The sequence below is a fragment of the Pseudomonas sp. s4 genome, from assembly GCF_046764235.1.
GTDB classification, from domain to species: Bacteria; Pseudomonadota; Gammaproteobacteria; order Pseudomonadales; family Pseudomonadaceae; genus Aquipseudomonas; species Aquipseudomonas asiatica.
In genome coordinates, this window is record NZ_CP177209.1 from 1513292 (window position 1) to 1532099 (window position 18808).

The window sequence follows — 18808 nt, forward strand, 5'->3', positions numbered from 1 at the left end:
TGTGGTTATCCTGTGGGAGCTGGCTTGCCGGCGATTGGGCTGCAAAGCAGCCCCCAGGGCCCTCAGCCTTTGTTGCCAACCAGGCTATCCACCGCCGGCACCCGCGTATCGCTCTCCATCTGTGCATCATGTTCCAGCTGGTGGCTGAAGCGCTCCAACGACGCATTGGCCGGCTGCGAATCACTGGCAAACACCGGCGGGCTCAGCAGGTACGCCGACAACAAGCGGCTCAACGCCGCCAGGCTGTCGATGTGTGTTCGCTCGTAGCCATGGGTGGCATCGCAACCAAAGGCTACCAGCGCGGTACGAATATCGTGCCCCGCCGTCACTGCCGAATGGGCATCGCTGAAGTAGTAGCGGAACAGATCGCGCCGCACCGGCAGGTCGTGGTCGCCGGCCAGTTTCAGCAGGTGCCGGGACAGGTGGTAGTCGTAAGGCCCCGACGAGTCCTGCATGGCCACGCTCACTGCATGTTCGCTGGAGGCCTGCCCGGGCGCCACCGGGGCGATGTCGATGCCGACAAACTCGCTGACGTCCCAGGGCAGGGCGCCAGCCGCTCCCGAGCCGGTCTCTTCGGTGATGGTGAACAGCGGGTGGCAGTCGATCAACGGTTGGCGGCCGCTTTCCACCACGGCTTTCAGCGCCGCCAGCAGCGCTGCCACGCCGGCCTTGTCGTCCAGGTGGCGGGCGCTGATGTGGCCGCTTTCGGTGAATTCGGGCAGCGGGTCGAAGGCAACGAAATCACCGATGCTTACACCCAGCGCCTCGCAGTCGGCGCGGGTGGCGCAGTAGGCGTCCAGGCGTACCTCAACGTGCTCCCAGCTGACCGGCATCTGGTCGATGGCGGTGTTGAAAGCATGCCCGCTGGCCATCAGCGGCAGCACGCTGCCCCGGTATACGCCGGTGTCGGTGAATACGCTGACCCGGCTGCCTTCGGCGAAGCGGCTGGACCAGCAACCGACTGGCGCCAGGGCCAGGCGGCCGTTGTCCTGCAACTGGCGCACGCTGGCGCCGATGGTGTCCAGGTGAGCGGACACGGCGCGGTCGGGCGAGGTCTGGCGGCCCTTCAGGGTGGCGCGGATGGTGCCGCGGCGGGTCAGCTCGAAAGGGATGCCCAGTTCGTCCAGGCGCTCGGCCACGTAGCGCACGATGGTGTCGGTGAAACCGGTGGGGCTGGGGATGGCGAGCATCTCCAGCAGCACGCGCTTGAGATAGTCGAGATCGGGTTCGGGATGTCGGTCGGACATGGTTGGGGGACTCCTTTACTCCTGTGCCGGCCTCTTCGCGGGTAAACCCGCTCCCACAGGTCCACCAAAGCCCTCGATACTTGTGGGGTCTCTGTGGGAGCGGGTTTACCCGCGAAGAGGCCAGCAGCGGTTACGCCAAAGGCCGGCTATGCGGAAACAGCAGGTCGATAAAGCGCTCGGCGGTCGGTTGCGGTTCATGGTTGGCCAAGCCGGCACGCTCGTTGGCCTCGATGATCACGTACTCCGGTTGCCCGGCATCACGCACCATGAAGTCCAGCCCCACCACCGGGATCTCCAGCGCCCGTGCAGCGCGCACGGCGGCTTCGGCCAGCACCGGGTGCAGGCGTTCGGTCACGTCTTCCAGGGTGCCGCCGGTGTGCAGGTTGGCGGTGCGTCGCACGGCCAGGCGCTGGCCGGCGGGCAACACGTCGTCGTAGCCAAAGCCCGCCGCGCGCAGGGTGCGCTCGGTTTCGTCGTCCAGTGGAATGCGGCTTTCGCCACCGGTTGCGGCCTGGCGCCGACGGCTCTGGGCATCGATCAGCTCGCGGATGCTGTGCTTGCCATCGCCCAGCACTTGGGCTGGGTGACGGATCGCTGCCGCCACCACTTCGTAGCCGATCACCACGATGCGCAGGTCATGCCCGGCATGGAAGCTCTCCAGCAACACGCGGCTGTCGAACTGGCGGGCATGCGCCACGGCTTGGGTGATGTCGTCGATGCAGGTGAGGTTCACCGCCACGCCCTGGCCTTGCTCGCCATCGACCGGCTTGACCACCACCGCGCCATGCTCTTCGAGAAACGCCAGGTTGTCGTCGGCATTGCCGGCCAGCTGCTGCGCCGGCACCTGCAGCCCGGCATTGTGCAAGGCATGTTGGGTAAGGCGCTTGTCCTGACACAGGGTCATGGTCACGGCGCTGGTCAGGTCGCTGAGCGACTCACGGCAGCGAATGCGGCGCCCGCCCAGGCTGAGGGTGAACAGGCCGCCAGCGGCATCGTCCACTTGTACCTCAATGCCTCGACGCAGCGCTTCGTCGACGATGATGCGTGCGTAGGGGTTGAGGTCGGCTTGAGGCCCCGGCCCCAGAAACAGCTGTTCGTTGATGCCGTTCTTGCGCTTGACCGCGAAGGTCGGCAGGTTGCGAAAACCCAGCTTCTGGTAAAGGCGCTTGGCCTGGCGGTTGTCGTGCAGCACCGACAGGTCCAGGTAGGCCAGGCCGCGGCTCATGAAGTGTTCGATCAGATGGCGCACCAGCACCTCGCCCACGCCGGGGCGGGTGCAGTGCGGGTCTACCGCCAGGCACCAGAGGCTGCTGCCGTGCTCGGGGTCGTCGAACGCCTTGGCGTGGTTCAGGCCCATGACACTGCCGATCACCGCGCCGCTGTCTTCGTCCTCGGCCAGCCAGTACGCCGGGCCGCCCAGGTGCAGAGGCGTAAGCAGCTCGGCGTCCACCGGCAACATGCCGCGCGCCTGGTACAGGGTGTTGATCGCCTGCCAGTCGCCCGGGTTCTGCGCCCGGCGCACGCGAAAGCCGCGGAACACCCGCTGCGCCGGGCGGTAGTCGGTGAACCACAGGCGCAGGGTGTCGGACGGGTCGAGGAACAGTTGCTGCGGGGCCTGGGCCAGCAGCTGCTGCGGCGCGGCCACGTACAGGGCGATATCGCGCTCGCCGGGGCGTTCTTCCAGCAGGTCGGCGGCCAGGTCGGCCGGGTTGGGGTAGGTGTGGCCGATCAGCAGCCGGCCCCAGCCGCAATGTACTGCGCGCGGCTGGTCGTGGGGCTGGCTGCCGTCGCCGGCCAGGCGCGCCTGCAGGCGCTCGTAGGACGGCGCCTGGCCGCGCAGCAGGCGCTGACCGTAAGCGATTTCGTGGGCTTTCATCGGTCAGATTCCTTGTTCGCTCAGCCACAGGTTCAGCGCCGCCAGTTGCCACAGCTTGGAGCCGCGCAGCGGCGTCAACTGGCCGTGCGGGTTGCTCAGCAGGCGGTCGAGCATGGCCGGGTTGAACAGCCCACGGTCCTGGCTGGGGTCGGTCAGCAGCTCACGCACCCAGCCGAGGGTGGCGCCTTCCAGGTGCTTCAGGCCCGGTACCGGGAAGTAGCCCTTCTTGCGGTCGATCACCTCGTGCGGGATCACCCGCCGCGCCGCCTGCTTGAGCACCTGCTTGCCGCCGTCGGGCAGCTTGAAGCGTGCCGGAATGCGTGCCGAGAGCTCCACCAGGCGGTAGTCGAGGAACGGCGTGCGCGCCTCCAGGCCCCAGGCCATGGTCATGTTGTCGACCCGTTTGACCGGGTCGTCGACCAGCATCACCGTGCTATCCAGGCGCAGCGCCTTGTCTACCGCATCGGGGGCGCCAGGGCGGGCGAAATGTTCACGGACAAAGTCGCCCGCTGCGTCGCTTTCCAGCAGCCAGGGTGCCTGCACGGTGTCGCGGTACTCGGCGTGGCTGCGATCGAAGAAGGCTTCGCGGTAGGCGGTAAAGGCATCCTCTGCGCCGTCCACCTGCGGGTACCAGTGGTAGCCGGCGAACAGCTCGTCGGCGCCCTGGCCGCTTTGCACGCCCTTGCAGTGCCTGGCCACTTCCCGCGACAGCAGGTAGAAGGCGATGCAGTCATGGCTGACCATGGGTTCGCTCATGGCGCGGAAGGCGGCTGGCAACTGGTCGATGATTTCGTGCTCGGCAATGCGCAGCTGGTGGTGACGGGTGCCGTAGTGCCTGGCGATCAGGTCGGAGTACTGGAACTCGTCGCCGCGTTCGCCACCGGCATCCTCGAAACCGATGGAGAAGGTCGACAGGTCATCCACGCCCACTTCGCGCAGCAGGCCGACCAGCAGGCTGGAATCGACCCCGCCAGACAGCAGTACACCTACGTCCACTGCTGCCCGTTGGCGAATGGCCACGGCGTCGCGGGTGGCGTCGAGCACGCGGGTGGTCCAGCCTTCCAGGTCCAGCTCACGTTCATCGGGGTTGGCGCCGTAGTGCAGCTGCCACCAGGTCTGGCGTTCCACTTCGCCATGACGATCGATGCGCATCCAGGTGCCGGGTTCCAGCTTTTGCACGTTGGCCAGCAGGGTGCGTGGCGCCGGCACCACGGCGTGGAAATTCAGGTAGTGGTTGAGTGCCACCGGGTCGAGCATCGGGTCGATGTCACCACCCTTGAGCAGCGCTGGCAGGGTCGAGGCGAAGCGCAGGCGCTCGCCGTTGCGCGACAGGTACAAGGGCTTTACGCCCAGGCGGTCGCGGGCGAGGAACAGGCGCTGGTTGTCGCGTTCCCAGATGGCCAGGGCGAACATGCCATTGAGCTTGGGCAGCAGGGCCGCGCCCCAGGCGTGGTAGCCCTTCAGCAACACCTCGGTGTCGCCGTCGGACCAGAAGCTGTAGCCCAGGGCTTGCAGCTCCTGGCGCAGTTCGGGGAAGTTGTAGATGGCGCCGTTGAAGGCCAGCGACAGGCCCAGGGTGTTGTCCACCATCGGCTGGGCAGAGCCGTCGGACAGGTCCATGATTTTCAGGCGCCGGTGGCCGAGGGCGATCGGGCCTTGGCTATGGAAGCCCCAGGCATCCGGGCCGCGGGGCGCCAGGTGGTGGGTTATGCGCTCTACCGCAGCCAGGTCGGCTGGGCGAGGGGCTTGGTCGATGGGTGTAAAACGCAACTCTCCTGCTAATCCGCACATAGGTCCTTACCGGTTTTTCCGTTGGGGAGGGGGGGCCCCGGATTAGGGCACCTTAAGGAACTGACCCATGTGGTTTGCGAGAGTTTTAGATCGATCTGTTATATGGGGCTGCTGCGCAGCCCTTCGCGGGCTCGCCCGCACAGGTTCACCACAGGCCTGGGGCCTTACGCGGTCCCTGTGGGAGCTGGCTTGCCGGCGATTGGGCTGCGCAGCAGCCCCCGGCCCGATCACTTCCCACGAATCAACCTGCGCAAGGCAAACCGATTCGGGTGGCACGCCTCCGCCACCGCCCGTGGCAACGGCAGCGGTTCCCCGCATACCCACGCCGCCACCAGTTCGCCGCTCAACGGCGCCGTGATCAACCCGCGCGAGCCGTGCCCGCTGTTCACATACAACCCATCCAGCCAGGGGCAGGCCACATCCGGCACCTGCCGCGCATCCCGGCCCAGCACTGCATATGCCTGGGCGAACGCCTGCGCATCCGCCACCGGCCCGACGATCGGCAGGTAATCCGGGCTGGTGCAACGGAACGCTGCACGGCCTTCCAACTGCCCGGGGTCCAGTTCGGCGGCGCCCAGGCGCTGGGCAAGGTCGACCGAAATCTCGTCCAGCAATGCCAGGTTGCCCTGGTGCTCGGCTACCGTCGGCGCCAGGTCTGTGCTGTGGAAGTCGAAGCTCGCGCCCAAGGTGTGTTCATCGCCGCGCGGCGGCGCTACATAGCCTTCCGCACACACCACGGTGCGCAGCGCGCGGCTGCTGGGGGTGGCCGGCAGGCGGGTGATCTGCCCGCGGATGCGCTTGAGCGGCAGCTGCGCGCATGGTTCGAAGCGCAGTATGTCGGCGGCACCGGCCAGCACCACCACCGGCGCGCTGGCCAGCAAACGTTCGCCAGCCCAGGCTTGCCACTGCCCGTCGACCTTGCGCAGCTCGAGCACCTCCTGGTGCGTCAGTAGGCGAATACCCGGGTGCTGCAACTGCTGCTGGCACAGCGCCGGCGGGTGCACCCAGCCACCTTCGGGATAGAACAGCCCGCCAGCCGGCAAGGCCACACCTGCGATGGCTTCGGCTTCTGCACGTTCCAGCGAGTGCAGCAGGCCATGTTCGAAGGCCCCAGCCAGTTTGCCCTGGCGTTCGGCTTCCTTGCTGTCGAAGGCCAGTTGCAGCACGCCGCAGGCATCCCAGTCGTGGCCACGTTGCAGGCGCTGCAGCTGGCGCCGGGTATAGCCGAAACCGGCGAGGATCATCTGCGACAACGCCGTGCCATGGGCGGACAGCTTGAGGTACAGCACCCCTTGCGGGTTACCCGAAGCTTCCCGAGCCGGCGTGTCGTGGCGTTCCAGCACGGTAACCTGCCAGCCACGCCGTGCCAGGCTGGCGGCGGTGGTGCTGCCGGCGAGCCCGGCGCCTATCACCAGCGCTTCACGCGGCCCCGCAACGGCAGCCGGGCGCGTATACCATGGCGCACCGGGGCTGGGCACAGGGCCGACATAGGCGCCGCTCATCACTTCCCATTTCTTGCCGATGCCCGGCACCTTCTTCATGGCGAAGCCGGCATCGACCAGGCTGCGGCGTACCCAGCCGGTGGTGGTGAAGGTGCCTAGCACCGTGCCCGGGTGTGACAGCCGTGCCAGTTGCGCGAACAGCTCCGGGGTCCACATGTCGGGGTTCTTGGCCGGCGCGAAGCCGTCGAGGAACCACACATCGATCTGCGCATCGAGTTGCGGCAGCTGCTCCAGTACGTCGCCTATCAGCAGGGTGAGGGTGACCCGGCCGTTGTCGAAGGTGAACTGCTGGAAGCCAGGGTGCACCGCAACGTACTGCTCCAGCAGGGGCTGGCTGTAGGCCGCCAGTTCCGGCCACAGGCGTATGGCGCGGGCCAGATCGTCGCGGCCGAGGGGGTATTTTTCGACGCTGACGAAATGCAGGCGGGCCTCGGCATGGGCGTGCTGCTCGAACAGTTGCCAGGCGCAGTAGAAATTCATGCCGGTGCCGAACCCGGTTTCGCCGATCACCACGCAGGCGTGCGGGGCGAGGTTGGCAAAGCGCTCGGCCAGACGGGTTTGCCCGAGAAACACGTGCCTGGTTTCTTCGATGCCTTCGTTGACTGCGAAATAGACGTCGTCGTATTGCCGCGAATGGGGGCGGCCCTGGTCGTCCCAGTCGATCTGGGCGTGCTGGAGGAGGGTGGACATGGTTGGCTCGGTTGCAGCGGATGGGCGGATTTTATGCCATCTGAGGATTTTGCGCTGGCTGTGCCGGCCCTATCGCCGGCAAGCCAGCTCCCACAAGTACTGCACAAGCCTTCAAATCCGCTAGTCTTGCTTATCCATTGAAGGAGCCAGTGCATGTTCGAATCCGCAGAAATCGGCCACAGCATCGACAAGGAGGCTTACGACGCCGAGGTACCCGCTTTGCGCGAGGCCCTGCTCGAAGCCCAGTACGAACTCAAGCAGCAGGCGCGCTTCCCGGTGATCGTGCTGATCAACGGTATCGAAGGCGCCGGCAAGGGCGAGACGGTCAAACTGCTGAACGAGTGGATGGACCCGCGCATGATCGATGTGCTCACCTTCGACCAGCAGACCGACGAAGAGCTGGCCCGCCCGCCGGCCTGGCGCTACTGGCGGGCCCTGCCACCCAAGGGGCGGATGGGCGTGTTCTTCGGCAACTGGTACAGCCAGATGCTGCAGGGGCGGGTGCACGGGGTGTTCAAGGATGCCGTGCTCGACCAGGCCATCACCGGCGCCGAACGCCTGGAAGAGATGCTGTGCGACGAAGGTGCGTTGATCATCAAGTTCTGGTTCCACCTGTCCAAGAAGCAGATGAAGGCGCGGCTGAAATCGCTCAAGGACGACCCGCTGCACAGCTGGAAGATCAGCCCGCTGGACTGGCAGCAGTCGGAAACCTACGACCGTTTCGTGCGCTTTGGTGAGCGCGTGCTGCGCCGCACCAGCCGCGACTACGCGCCATGGCATGTCATTGAGGGCGTCGATCCGAACTACCGCAGCCTGGCGGTAGGGCGCATCCTGCTGGAAAGCCTGCAGGCGGCACTGGACAACAATCCCAAAGGCAAGCACCAGGGCAACGTCGCCCCGCTGGGCCGCAGCATCGACCAGCGCAGCCTGCTCGGCGCGCTGGACATGACCCTGCGCCTGGACAAGTCCGACTACCAGGAGCAACTGGTCACCGAGCAGGCCCGCCTGGCCGGCCTGCTGCGCCACAAGCACATGCGTCGGCATGCCTTGGTGGCGGTGTTCGAAGGCAACGACGCTGCCGGCAAAGGGGGCGCCATCCGCCGCGTGGCGGCAGCGCTGGACCCGCGCCAGTACCGCATCGTGCCCATTGCCGCGCCCACTGAAGAAGAGCGCGCGCAGCCATACCTGTGGCGGTTCTGGCGGCACATTCCGGCGCGTGGCAAGTTCACCATCTTCGACCGTTCCTGGTATGGCCGGGTGCTGGTGGAACGTGTGGAAGGCTTCTGCAGCCCGGCCGACTGGATGCGTGCCTACAGCGAGATCAACGATTTCGAGGAACAGCTGGTGAATGCCGGCACGGTGGTGGTCAAGTTCTGGCTGGCGATCGACCAGCAGACCCAGCTGGAGCGTTTCGAAGAGCGCGAGCAGATCCCGTTCAAGCGTTACAAGATCACCGAGGATGACTGGCGCAACCGCGACAAGTGGGACGACTATGTCCAGGCGGTGGGCGACATGGTCGACCGCACCAGCACCGAGATTGCGCCGTGGACGCTGGTGGAGGCCAACGACAAGCGCTGGGCGCGGGTGAAGGTGTTGCGCACCATCAACCAGGCGCTTGAGGCGGCGTTTGCCAGGGACAAGAAATAGCCAGGCTTGTTGGTTGCCTGTTCTGGCCTCTTCGCGGGCACGCCCGCTCCCACAGGATTTGCACACACTCTGAATCTTGTGGGGTCCCAGTGGGAGCGGGCGTGCCCGCGAAAGGGCCAGAACAGGCAGCACACCTGCCAAGCCATGCCGCAGAAGAATGACCTGATGAATTCTTTTCCCGGCACCCACCACCGTCCCCGCCCTCCAAGCCCGTAGAATTCAACCACCCCCACCACGGGCTCGATCGAGGATTTTATGCACACCATTACCGGCCGCTGGGGCTATGGCCTTTTCCTGGCACTTTTGACGGCGTTGCTCTGGGGCATCCTGCCGATCAAGCTCAAGCAGGTGCTGCAAGTGGTCGACCCGGTCACCGTCACCTGGTACCGCCTGCTGGTCTCCGGCGGCCTGCTGTTCGCCTGGCTGGCCGCCAAGCGCAGGCTGCCTTCCTTCAGCAAGCTGACGCCCAAGCGCAAAGGCCTGGTGGTAGTGGCCGTGCTTGGCCTGATGGGCAACTACGTGCTGTACCTGATTGGCCTGAACCTGCTCAGCCCGGGCACTGCGCAACTGGTCGTGCAGATCGGCCCGGTGCTGTTGCTGGTGGCCAGCGTGTTCGTGTTCCGCGAACGCTTCAGCCTGGGGCAGGGCGTGGGCCTGCTGATCCTGCTGGCGGGGTTCGGGCTGTTTTTCAACCAGCGCCTGGAAGAGCTGCTGACCTCGCTCGGCACCTATACCACCGGCGTGCTGACCATCCTGTTGGCCACCAGCGTCTGGGTGTTCTATGCGCTCAGCCAGAAGCAGTTGCTGACGGTGTGGCATTCGCAGCAGGTAATGATGGTGATCTACCTCAGTTGCGCCGCGCTGCTGACACCCTGGGCCCACCCGTTGGAGGCGTTGCAGCTGACCCCGGTGCAAGGCTGGCTGTTGCTGGCCTGTTGCCTGAACACCCTGGTGGCCTATGGCGCGTTCGCCGAGGCGCTGGCGCACTGGGAGGCGTCGCGGGTGAGTGCCACGCTGGCGCTGACCCCGCTGGTGACCTTTGTCGCGGTGGCACTGGCGGCGTTGGTCTGGCCTGATTATGTGCACGCCGAGGACATCAATGCCCTGGGCTATGTGGGGGCGGTGACCGTGGTGCTGGGCTCGGCGCTGGTGGCACTGGGGCCTTCGCTGGTGGCCGGGTGGCGCGCCCGCAAGTTCAAGAGGGTTGCGCGCTCTGTGTAGGAGCGGCCTTGTGTCGCGATGGGCTGCGCAGCAGCCCCAGAAATCTATGTTGCTGCCGAGATTTCTGGGGCTGCTGCGCAGCCCATCGCGACACAAGGCCGCTCCTACAGGGGAGCGCGGTCTCTGAGCTGTCAGCCTTTGCCCCCCGGAGCCAGCATGTTCTCCGGCCTCACCCACTGGTCGAACTGCTCATTGGTCAGGTACTTCAATTCCAGTGCCGCCTCGCGCAAGGTCTTGCCTTCGCCATAGGCCTTCTTGGCAATTTCCGCTGCCTTGTCATAGCCAATATGCGGGTTCAACGCCGTCACCAGCATCAGCCCCCGTTCCAGGTGCGCCGCCATCTGCTCGGCATCCGGCTCGATGCCCGCCACGCAGTGCTGCTGGAAGTTGCGGCAGCCGTCAGCCAGCAATTCGATCGACTGCAGCAAGTTGTGGATGATCACCGGCTTGAACACGTTCAGTTGCAAATGCCCCTGGCTGGCGGCAAAGCCGATCGCCGCGTCGTTGCCCAGCACCTGACAGGCCAGCATCGACAGCGCCTCGCACTGGGTAGGGTTGACCTTGCCTGGCATGATCGAGCTGCCCGGCTCGTTGGCCGGCAGGCGTACCTCGGCCAACCCGGCGCGCGGGCCGGAACCCAGCAGGCGCAGGTCATTGGCGATTTTCATCAGGGCCACGGCCAGGGTCTTCAGGGCGCCGGCCAGGCTGGTCAGTGGCTCGTGGCCGGCGAGGGCAGCGAACTTGTTCGGCGCAGTGACGAACGGCAAGCCGGACAGCGCCGCCAGCTCGGCGGCGATGGCTTCGGCAAAACCGTGCGGGGCGTTGAGCCCGGTGCCCACGGCAGTGCCGCCCTGAGCCAGCTCGCACACTGCCGGCAGGGTGGCGCGGATGGCACGCTGGGCGTAGTCGAGTTGGGCGACGAAGGCCGATACCTCCTGGCCGAAGGTGATCGGCGTGGCGTCCATCATGTGCGTGCGACCGGTCTTTACCAGCTTGTGGTGGCGTGCCGACAGCTCGGCCAGCCCCGAGGACAGCTCTGCAATGGCCGGCAGCAGCTTGTCGTGCACCGCCTGCGCCGCAGCGATATGCATGGCGGTGGGGAAGCAGTCGTTGGAGCTCTGCGAGCGGTTGACGTGGTCGTTGGGGTGTACGGGCGCCTTGCCGCCACGGCCGTTGCCGGCCAGCTCATTGGCCCGCCCGGCGATCACTTCGTTCACGTTCATGTTGCTCTGGGTGCCGCTGCCGGTCTGCCAGACCACCAGCGGGAACTGGTCGTCATGCTCGCCGTCCAGCACTTCGTCGGCGGCCTGTTCGATCAGCCGGGCGATGTCGGCCGGCAAGTCGCCGTTACGGTCGTTGACGCGTGCCGCGGCCTTCTTGATCAGCGCCAGGGCATGCAGCACCGCGATGGGCATGCGTTCCTTGCCAATGGCGAAGTTGATCAGCGAACGCTGGGTCTGCGCACCCCAGTAGGCGTCCTCAGGAACTTCGACCGGGCCCAGGCTGTCTGTCTCGATACGGCTCATTCTGTACTCACTCCCTTGTAGTTCGAAATCGCAGTTTAGGCCCTGATTCGACCGAGCGGTTCAGTCGCTCGTCGTGCCACTTGAGCACATCGCCACCACGGCGCAGAATGCTCTACTCTGAGGTACCCGCCTCCCTCTCTTCTGAAGGAAATGCAATGACCCGTCTCCGTGTCCTTTGTGCCGCCGTTGCCCTGGCTTGCGCCAGCGGCCAGGTACTCGCTGCCACCGCCAGCCACAACGCTGCTGCCGAGAAATTCCTGACCCTGGCCAACGCCGACAAGCTGGGCACCCCGGTGTACATGCAGGTCCAGCAGATGTTCGCCCAACGTTTCGCCCAGACCAAGGCCCCGGCCACCAAGCAGCCGGTGCTGGAAAGCTACCAGGCCAAGGCCAACGCCGCGCTGGACAACGCCATCGGCTGGAACAAGCTGAAGCCGAAGATGGTCGACCTGTACACCCAGACCTTCACCGAGCAGGAGCTCAAGGACCTGGTCAAGTTCTACGAATCGCCGCTGGGCAAGAAAGTGCTGCGCGAAATGCCCAAGGTCACCCAGCAGTCGGCCCAGCTGACCCAGCAGAGCCTGGAGCCAGCGGTACCGGTGGTGAACAAGCTGCTGGACGACATGACCAAGGAACTGGACCCGAACGCTGGCAAGGCCGCCGCCCCGGCGAAGAAGTGAGTACGCCGCGATGACCATGCAACAGCGTATCGAACAGCAGTTGGCCGCCCTGGCGCCGCAACACCTGCAAGTGCTCAATGAAAGCCACATGCACAGTCGTGGTCAGGAGACCCACTACAAGGCAGTGATCGTCAGCGAGCAGTTTGCCGGGTTGAACAGCGTCAAGCGCCACCAGAAGGTGTACGCCACCATGGGTGAGCTGATGGGGCAGATCCATGCCCTGGCCATCCACACCTACACCGCCGAAGAGTGGGCCAAGGTCGGCGTTGCACCGGCCTCGCCGGTGTGTGCGGGCGGCGGGCACTGAAACCTTGCTGTTGTTCTGGTAGAATCCGCAGCATTCCGGGGGCCGCTTTGCGGCCCATTCGCGGCACAAGGCCGCTCCTACAGGGATAGCGCAGCCCGTCGGCTGGTGCATTCCCCTGTGGGAGCGGCCTTGTGCCGCGAATGGGGCGCAAAGCGCCCCCTGCTTTTTTGTCACACTGTCAAACCCGGTCCGCCCCTTACGAGGGCAACCACCTGGAGAACCTGCTTCATGTCCCAACCCATCGTCGTCGCGGCGCTGTACAAGTTCGTCACCCTGGAAGACTACGTCGAGCTGCGCGAGCCGCTGCTCAAGACCATGCTCGACAACAACGTCAAAGGCACCCTGCTGCTGGCCCACGAGGGCATCAACGGCACCGTGTCGGCCACCCGCGAAGGCATCGACGGCCTGCTGGCCTGGCTGCGCAACGATCCGCGCCTGGCCGATGTCGACCACAAGGAGTCGTACTGCGACGAACAGCCGTTCTACCGCACCAAGGTCAAGCTCAAGAAAGAGATCGTAACCCTCGGCGTACCGGGCGTGGACCCGAACCAGGCGGTCGGCACCTACGTCGAGCCCAAGGACTGGAACGCGCTGATCAGCGACCCGGAAGTGCTGCTGATCGACACCCGCAACGACTACGAAGTGGCCATCGGCACCTTCAAGGGCGCCATCGACCCGAAGACCGAAACCTTCCGCGAGTTCCCCGACTACATCAAGGCCAACTTCGACCCCAGCAAGCACAAGAAGGTTGCCATGTTCTGCACCGGCGGTATCCGTTGCGAAAAAGCCTCCAGCTACATGCTCGGTGAAGGCTTCGAGGAGGTCTATCATCTTAAGGGCGGCATCCTGAAATACTTCGAGGAAGTGCCTCAGGAAGAAAGCCTGTGGGACGGCGACTGCTTCGTCTTCGACAACCGCGTCACGGTGCGCCATGACCTGAGCGAAGGCGAGTACGACCAGTGCCACGCCTGCCGCCACCCGATCAACGCAGAGGAGCGCGCGTCCGAGCACTATTCGCCAGGGGTCAGCTGCCCGCACTGCTGGGACACCCTGAGCGAGAAGACCCGGCGTAGCGCCATCGACCGGCAGAAGCAGATCGAGCTGGCCAAGGCCCGCAACCTGCCGCACCCGATCGGTTACAACTACAAAGCCGAGGCTTGATGCATGTCTGCACGCCTGATCTATGTGATGGACCCGATGTGCTCCTGGTGCTGGGGTTTCGCACCCGTGGCAGCGGCCCTGATCGCCCAGGCGCGTGACGCAGGCGTGCCCACCCGCCTGGTGCCAGGCGGGCTGCGTACCGGCGGCAGTGCCCTGGACAGCTCTACCCGCAAGTACATCCTTGAACACTGGCAGGCGGTGGCCGACGCCACCGGCCAGCCGTTCCGCTTCGAGGGGGCCATGCCCGACGGCTTCGTCTACGACACCGAGCCGGCCTGCCGTGCCCTGGTCACCGCCCGCGAGCTGGACGCCGAACGCGTCTGGCCGCTGCTGGCGCTGATCCAGCGTTCGTTCTACGAGCAGGGCGTGGACGTCACCATTGCGCCGCATCTGGTCGACCTGGCCGAACAGGCAGGCTTCGACCGCACCGTGTTCGCCGAGGCCTTCGCCTGTGCCGACACCCGCGCCGCCACCGCAGCCGATTTCAGCTGGGCCCAGGACCTGGGCATCGCCGGTTTCCCGACCTTGCTGGCCGAACGCAATGGCCAACTGGCCCTGCTGACCAACGGCTATCAGCCGCTGGAGCGCCTGCAACCCTTGCTCGGCCGCTGGCTGCAGCAGGCCGCCTGTGCTTGATGTGCCTGGGTCACCCGACCCGGTGCCGGGCAAGCCTCACACTGCGGCCGATCGACTGAGCTGGGCGGAAATCCGCCGCCTGGCCCTGCATCACAAGAAAAACCTCTGGTCCGCCAACTTCATCGCCGTATTGGCGGCCTGCTGCAGCGTGCCCATCCCGCTGTTGCTGCCGCTGCTGGTGGACGAAGTGCTGCTGGGCCATGGCGATGCCGCGCTGAAGTGGATGAATCACCTGCTGCCATCCAGCTGGCAGGTGGCCGCGGGCTACATCGGCCTGATGTTGCTGCTGACCCTGTGCCTGCGCCTGGCCGCCCTGGCGTTCAACGTGATCCAGGCCAAGCTGTTCGCCGGCCTGGCCAAGGACATCGTCTACCGCCTACGCATTCGCCTGATCGAGCGGCTCAAGCGCATCTCGCTGAAGGAGTACGAAAGCCTGGGCAGCGGCACGGTGACCACCCACCTGGTCACCGACCTGGACACCCTCGACAAGTTCGTCGGCGAAACCCTGAGCCGCTTCCTGGTGGCCATGCTGACCCTGACCGGCACGGCGGCCATCCTGATCTGGATGCACTGGCAGCTGGCCATGCTGATATTGCTGTTCAACCCGCTGGTGATCTATTTCACCGTGCAGTTGGGCAAGCGCGTCAAGCACCTGAAAAAGCTCGAGAACGACAGCACCGCACGCTTTACCCAGGCGCTGGCGGAAACCCTCGACGCCATTCAGGAAATTCGCGCCGGTAACCGCCAGGGCTACTTCCTCGGTCGCCTTGGCCTGCGCGCCCGCGAAGTGCGGGACTATGCCGTGGACTCGCAGTGGAAGAGCGATGCCAGCGGCCGCGCCAGTGGCCTGCTGTTCCAGTTCGGCATCGATATCTTCCGTGCCGCGGCCATGCTCACCGTGCTGTTCTCCGACCTGTCGATCGGCCAGATGCTGGCGGTATTCAGCTACCTGTGGTTCATGATCGGCCCGGTGGAGCAACTGCTCAACCTGCAATACGCCTACTACGCCGCCGGCGGCGCATTGAGCCGCCTCAACGAGCTGCTGGCACGTGCCGACGAGCCGCAGTACCCGGCGGCCAGCAACCCGTTCGCCGGCCGCGAGACGGTAGGTATCGAAGTACGCGACCTGCGCTTTGCCTATGCCGACGAGCCGGTGCTCGAGCACCTCGACCTGTCCATCGCCCCGGGCGAGAAGGTGGCGATAGTCGGCGCCAGCGGTGGCGGCAAGAGCACCCTGGTGCAGCTGTTGCTGGGGCTTTACAGCGCCCAGGCCGGCACCATCCGCTTTGGCGGTGCCAGCCTGCAGGAAATCGGCCTGGAAACCCTGCGTGAAAACGTCGCGGTGGTGTTGCAGCACCCTTCGCTGTTCAACGACACCGTGCGCGCCAACCTGACCATGGGCCGTGACTGCAGCGACGAGGCCTGCTGGCAGGCACTGCGCATCGCCCAGCTGGACGCCACCATCGCCGCCTTGCCGCAGGGCCTGGACAGTGTGGTGGGGCGCTCCGGCGTGCGCTTGTCCGGTGGCCAGCGCCAGCGCCTGGCCATTGCCCGCATGGTGCTGGCCGAACCCAAGGTGGTGATCCTCGACGAAGCCACCTCGGCCCTGGATGCCGCCACCGAATACAACCTGCACCAAGCCCTGGCGCGCTTCCTCAGCGGCCGCACCACACTGATCATCGCCCACCGCCTGTCGGCGGTGAAACAGGCCGACCGGGTGCTGGTGTTCGACGGCGGGCATGTGGCCGAGGATGGCGACCACCAGCAGCTGATTGCCGAGGGTGGGTTGTATGCCAAGCTTTACGGGCACCTGCAGCAGAGCTGAATTTGTGGCTGCCTGTGCGGGCCCTATCGCCGGCAAGCCAGCTCCCACAGGATTACCACAGGCCTGAGCGTTGTGGGGTACCTGTGGGAGCTGGCTTGCCGGCGATAGGGCCGGGAAGGCCGTGCGAAAACCCCCGGGTTTCCTGTCATAAAAAACCCAACCGCGAGGATGGCAAATGGCCTACGCTGTGCTTTGTCTGGGTTGATTTGCGCCTTATCTGCTCTGTGACAGGGACTCCATGAAGGGACATCGCACTCTAGAAGCGCCAAAGTTGCTCGGCATCACCTGGCCCTTCATCGCCGTTGTGGTCTTCCAGGTAGCCTTGGGCAGCCTGAGCCTTTATACGCTCTCGGCCGTGCGTGCCTACGTCGCGGGCGAAAGCCTGTGGTCCAAGGCGCAGAAAGACGCCATCTACTACCTCAACCTGTACGCCGAAACCCGCGACGACAGCACCTATCAGCGCTATCGCCAGGCCATCACCGTGCCCCAGGGCGACCACCAACTGCGCGAAGTGATGGACCAGCCCAGCCCCGACCTGGATGCCGCACGCCAGGCCGTGCTGCAAGGCGGTAACCACCCCGACGATGTCGAGCGGATCATCTGGTTCTACCGTAACTTTCGCAACGTAAGCTACATGCAGACGGCCATCGACTACTGGGACATCGGCGACGACTACCTGGGCAAGCTGGATATGCTGGCCGTGGAAATGCGCAGCAGCTTCGCCGCTGGCTCGGTCGACGCCCGCACAATAAGCGACTGGAAGGCGCGCATCGTCACCATCAACGAAGGGGTAACCCCGGCCGCCAAGGCGTTCAGCGATGCCTTGGGCGAAGGCTCGCGCATGCTGCTGCGGGTGCTGCTTATCACCAACCTGCTGACCGCGATGTTCCTGATTGCCATTGCCTGGCGCCGCTCCAGCAAGCTGCTGGCCCAGCGCCAGGCCTTTGCCAGCGCCCTGCAAGAAGAAAAGGAGCGGGCGCAGATTACCCTGCAGGCCATTGGCGATGCGGTGATTACCACCGATGTGGAGGGCAGTATCGGCTACATGAACCCGGCCGCCGAACAACTGACCCACTGGCAGGCCGGCCAAGCCCAGGGCCTGCCGTTGTCGGCGCTGTTCAGCCTGGTGGACGAGCAGGCCGAGGAAGACGGCCGCAGCCTGGTCGAGCAGGTGCTCAGCGGCAGCCTCAAGGGTGGCGCCGAGCATGCCCGGCTGATCCAGCGCCTGGACGGCAGTACTGTGTCGGTCAACCTGGTCGGCTCGCCGATCGTCAATGACGGCCAGGTCAGCGGTATCGTGCTGGTGCTGCACGACATGACCCAGGAGCGCCAGTACATCGCCAACCTGTCCTGGCAGGCGACCCATGACGCCCTGACCGGCCTGGCCAACCGCCGCGAGTTCGAATACCGCCTGGAGCAGGCGCTCAATGACCTGGCGCGCCAGGCCGGGCGGCATTCGCTGATGTTCCTGGACCTCGACCAGTTCAAGCTGGTCAACGATACCTGCGGGCATGCCGCCGGCGACGAGCTGCTGCGGCACATCTGCGCCGTGCTGCAGTCCGGCCTGCGCGAGGGCGATACCCTGGCCCGGCTGGGTGGTGACGAATTTGGCGTGCTGCTGGAAAACTGCCCGCCCGACCAGGCCGAGCGCATTGCCGAGCAGCTGCGCCAGCTGGTGCAGAGCCTGCATTTCGTGTGGAAAGGGCGGCCGTTCGTCACCACCGTCAGTGTCGGCCTGGTGCACATGGCCCAGTCCCCCGGCACCCTCGAAACCTCGCTGCGCGCCGCCGACATGGCTTGCTACATGGCCAAGGAACAGGGCCGCAACCGCGTGCAGGTGTACCATGCCGACGACAGCGAGCTGTCCATGCGCTTTGGTGAAATGGCCTGGATCCAGCGCTTGCACGTGGCCCTGGAAGAAAACCGCTTCTGTCTGTACGCCCAGGAAATCGCCCCGCTGAAAACCTTCGAAGGCCCCGGCCATATCGAGATCCTGCTGCGCCTGCACGACGAAAGCGGGCGTACCATCCTGCCCAGCAGTTTCATCCCGGCGGCCGAGCGCTACGGCCTGATGACCGCGCTGGACCGCTGGGTGGTGCGCAATGTGTTTCTGGTCATCCGCCAGTGCCTGGACGAAGGGCGCGAGGGGCCGCTGTCGATCTGCGCGATCAACCTGTCGGGGTCGAGCATTGGCGATGACAAGTTCCTCGAATACTTGCAACGCCTGTTCGTCGAATACGCCATTCCGCCACGGATGATCTGTTTCGAAATCACCGAAACCAGCGCCATAGCCAACCTTGGCAGCGCCATCCGTTTCATCAACGAGTTGAAGGGGCTGGGTTGTCGCTTCTCGCTCGACGATTTCTGCGCCGGCATGTCGTCGTTCGCCTATCTCAAGCATTTGCCCGTGGATTACCTGAAGATCGACGGGAGTTTCGTCAAGGACATGCTCGACGACCCGGTCAACCGGGCCATGGTCGAGGTCATCAACCACATCGGTCACGTAATGGGCAAGCGCACCATTGCCGAATTCGTCGAAACACCCTTGATCGAGCAGGCCTTGCAGGAAATCGGCGTGGATTATGCCCAGGGCTACCTCATCGAACGCCCTCAGGTGTTCACCTGTGACAGTCTGCAGCGCCAACGGATCGCCGCCCGGCCTCTGTTGCAGCGGGCACCTGGCACGTTTCGCTAGCTAG

The 18808-nt window shown here is 65.3% G+C and carries 13 protein-coding genes; 8 read left to right on the forward strand and 5 right to left on the reverse strand.

Translation table 11 applies throughout. From position 1 onward, the window contains the following. Nucleotides 1-62 precede the first annotated feature (62 nt). The 4 genes from ACK56M_RS07135 to mnmC all read right to left on the reverse strand — a co-directional run bounded on the left by ACK56M_RS07135 (nucleotide 63) and on the right by mnmC (nucleotide 7106). On the reverse strand, nucleotides 63-1247 hold the full coding sequence (locus ACK56M_RS07135) for an osmoprotectant NAGGN system M42 family peptidase (RefSeq protein ID WP_085617662.1): 1185 nt from the start codon (nucleotides 1245-1247) through the stop codon (nucleotides 63-65). 130 nt (nucleotides 1248-1377) lie between these two features. After that, the gene (gene ngg, locus ACK56M_RS07140) at nucleotides 1378-3123 is read right to left on the reverse strand and encodes an N-acetylglutaminylglutamine synthetase (protein WP_054573481.1); all 1746 of its coding nucleotides are present in this window, start codon (nucleotides 3121-3123) and stop codon (nucleotides 1378-1380) included. A 3-nt stretch (nucleotides 3124-3126) separates the two neighbouring features. Next, on the reverse strand, nucleotides 3127-4914 hold the full coding sequence (locus tag ACK56M_RS07145) for an N-acetylglutaminylglutamine amidotransferase (RefSeq protein WP_015269291.1): 1788 nt from the start codon (nucleotides 4912-4914) through the stop codon (nucleotides 3127-3129). 227 nt (nucleotides 4915-5141) lie between these two features. Continuing rightward, on the reverse strand, nucleotides 5142-7106 hold the full coding sequence (gene mnmC / locus ACK56M_RS07150) for a bifunctional tRNA (5-methylaminomethyl-2-thiouridine)(34)-methyltransferase MnmD/FAD-dependent 5-carboxymethylaminomethyl-2-thiouridine(34) oxidoreductase MnmC (RefSeq protein WP_411959318.1): 1965 nt from the start codon (nucleotides 7104-7106) through the stop codon (nucleotides 5142-5144). Nucleotides 7107-7259: 153 nt separating this feature from the next. Here mnmC and pap point away from each other — a divergent pair, with 153 nt between their 5' ends. Together pap and ACK56M_RS07160 are read left to right on the forward strand one after the other, a co-directional pair. Then, nucleotides 7260-8753, forward strand: coding sequence for a polyphosphate:AMP phosphotransferase (gene pap / locus ACK56M_RS07155; protein ID WP_015269293.1), 1494 nt, complete (start codon nucleotides 7260-7262; stop codon nucleotides 8751-8753). A gap of 255 nt (nucleotides 8754-9008) precedes the next feature. Then, on the forward strand, nucleotides 9009-9974 hold the full coding sequence (locus tag ACK56M_RS07160) for a DMT family transporter (RefSeq protein ID WP_102085112.1): 966 nt from the start codon (nucleotides 9009-9011) through the stop codon (nucleotides 9972-9974). A 131-nt stretch (nucleotides 9975-10105) separates the two neighbouring features. Here ACK56M_RS07160 and ACK56M_RS07165 read toward each other — a convergent pair whose 3' ends face one another. Further along, nucleotides 10106-11500, reverse strand: a complete 1395-nt coding sequence (locus tag ACK56M_RS07165; protein ID WP_015269295.1) for a class II fumarate hydratase — start codon at nucleotides 11498-11500, stop codon at nucleotides 10106-10108. Between the two features lie 155 nt (nucleotides 11501-11655). Here ACK56M_RS07165 and ACK56M_RS07170 point away from each other — a divergent pair, with 155 nt between their 5' ends. The 6 genes from ACK56M_RS07170 (at nucleotide 11656) to ACK56M_RS07195 (ending at nucleotide 18804) form a co-directional block, all read left to right on the forward strand. Further along, entirely contained in the window at nucleotides 11656-12180 is a 525-nt protein-coding gene (locus tag ACK56M_RS07170) for a DUF2059 domain-containing protein (RefSeq protein WP_003259051.1), read from the forward strand. A 10-nt stretch (nucleotides 12181-12190) separates the two neighbouring features. Beyond that, entirely contained in the window at nucleotides 12191-12487 is a 297-nt protein-coding gene (locus ACK56M_RS07175; RefSeq protein WP_087501529.1) for a BolA family protein, read from the forward strand. A 228-nt stretch (nucleotides 12488-12715) separates the two neighbouring features. Further along, nucleotides 12716-13648, forward strand: a complete 933-nt coding sequence (locus tag ACK56M_RS07180; protein ID WP_013971443.1) for a rhodanese-related sulfurtransferase — start codon at nucleotides 12716-12718, stop codon at nucleotides 13646-13648. Nucleotides 13649-13651: 3 nt separating this feature from the next. Next, entirely contained in the window at nucleotides 13652-14284 is a 633-nt protein-coding gene (locus tag ACK56M_RS07185) for a DsbA family protein (RefSeq protein WP_015269296.1), read from the forward strand. Continuing rightward, complete coding sequence (locus tag ACK56M_RS07190; protein ID WP_054573485.1) at nucleotides 14277-16109, forward strand: ABC transporter ATP-binding protein; 1833 nt, start codon at nucleotides 14277-14279, stop codon at nucleotides 16107-16109. Before ACK56M_RS07185 ends, ACK56M_RS07190 begins: the two co-directional genes overlap by 8 nt. A gap of 238 nt (nucleotides 16110-16347) precedes the next feature. Beyond that, complete coding sequence (locus ACK56M_RS07195) at nucleotides 16348-18804, forward strand: EAL domain-containing protein (protein ID WP_411959319.1); 2457 nt, start codon at nucleotides 16348-16350, stop codon at nucleotides 18802-18804. The last annotated feature ends 4 nt before the right edge of the window (nucleotides 18805-18808 follow it).

What these genes read in the sequence shown, in the direction of transcription:
- ACK56M_RS07135 (WP_085617662.1), bottom strand. Translation starts at nt 1,247, where the DNA reads ATGTCCGACCGACATCCCGAACCCGATCTCGACTATCTCAAGCGCGTG.
- ngg (WP_054573481.1), bottom strand. Translation starts at nt 3,123, where the DNA reads ATGAAAGCCCACGAAATCGCTTACGGTCAGCGCCTGCTGCGCGGCCAG.
- ACK56M_RS07145 (WP_015269291.1), bottom strand. Translation starts at nt 4,914, where the DNA reads ATGTGCGGATTAGCAGGAGAGTTGCGTTTTACACCCATCGACCAAGCC.
- mnmC (WP_411959318.1), bottom strand. Translation starts at nt 7,106, where the DNA reads ATGTCCACCCTCCTCCAGCACGCCCAGATCGACTGGGACGACCAGGGC.
- pap (WP_015269293.1), top strand. Translation starts at nt 7,260, where the DNA reads ATGTTCGAATCCGCAGAAATCGGCCACAGCATCGACAAGGAGGCTTAC.
- ACK56M_RS07160 (WP_102085112.1), top strand. Translation starts at nt 9,009, where the DNA reads ATGCACACCATTACCGGCCGCTGGGGCTATGGCCTTTTCCTGGCACTT.
- ACK56M_RS07165 (WP_015269295.1), bottom strand. Translation starts at nt 11,500, where the DNA reads ATGAGCCGTATCGAGACAGACAGCCTGGGCCCGGTCGAAGTTCCTGAG.
- ACK56M_RS07170 (WP_003259051.1), top strand. Translation starts at nt 11,656, where the DNA reads ATGACCCGTCTCCGTGTCCTTTGTGCCGCCGTTGCCCTGGCTTGCGCC.
- ACK56M_RS07175 (WP_087501529.1), top strand. Translation starts at nt 12,191, where the DNA reads ATGACCATGCAACAGCGTATCGAACAGCAGTTGGCCGCCCTGGCGCCG.
- ACK56M_RS07180 (WP_013971443.1), top strand. Translation starts at nt 12,716, where the DNA reads ATGTCCCAACCCATCGTCGTCGCGGCGCTGTACAAGTTCGTCACCCTG.
- ACK56M_RS07185 (WP_015269296.1), top strand. Translation starts at nt 13,652, where the DNA reads ATGTCTGCACGCCTGATCTATGTGATGGACCCGATGTGCTCCTGGTGC.
- ACK56M_RS07195 (WP_411959319.1), top strand. Translation starts at nt 16,348, where the DNA reads ATGAAGGGACATCGCACTCTAGAAGCGCCAAAGTTGCTCGGCATCACC.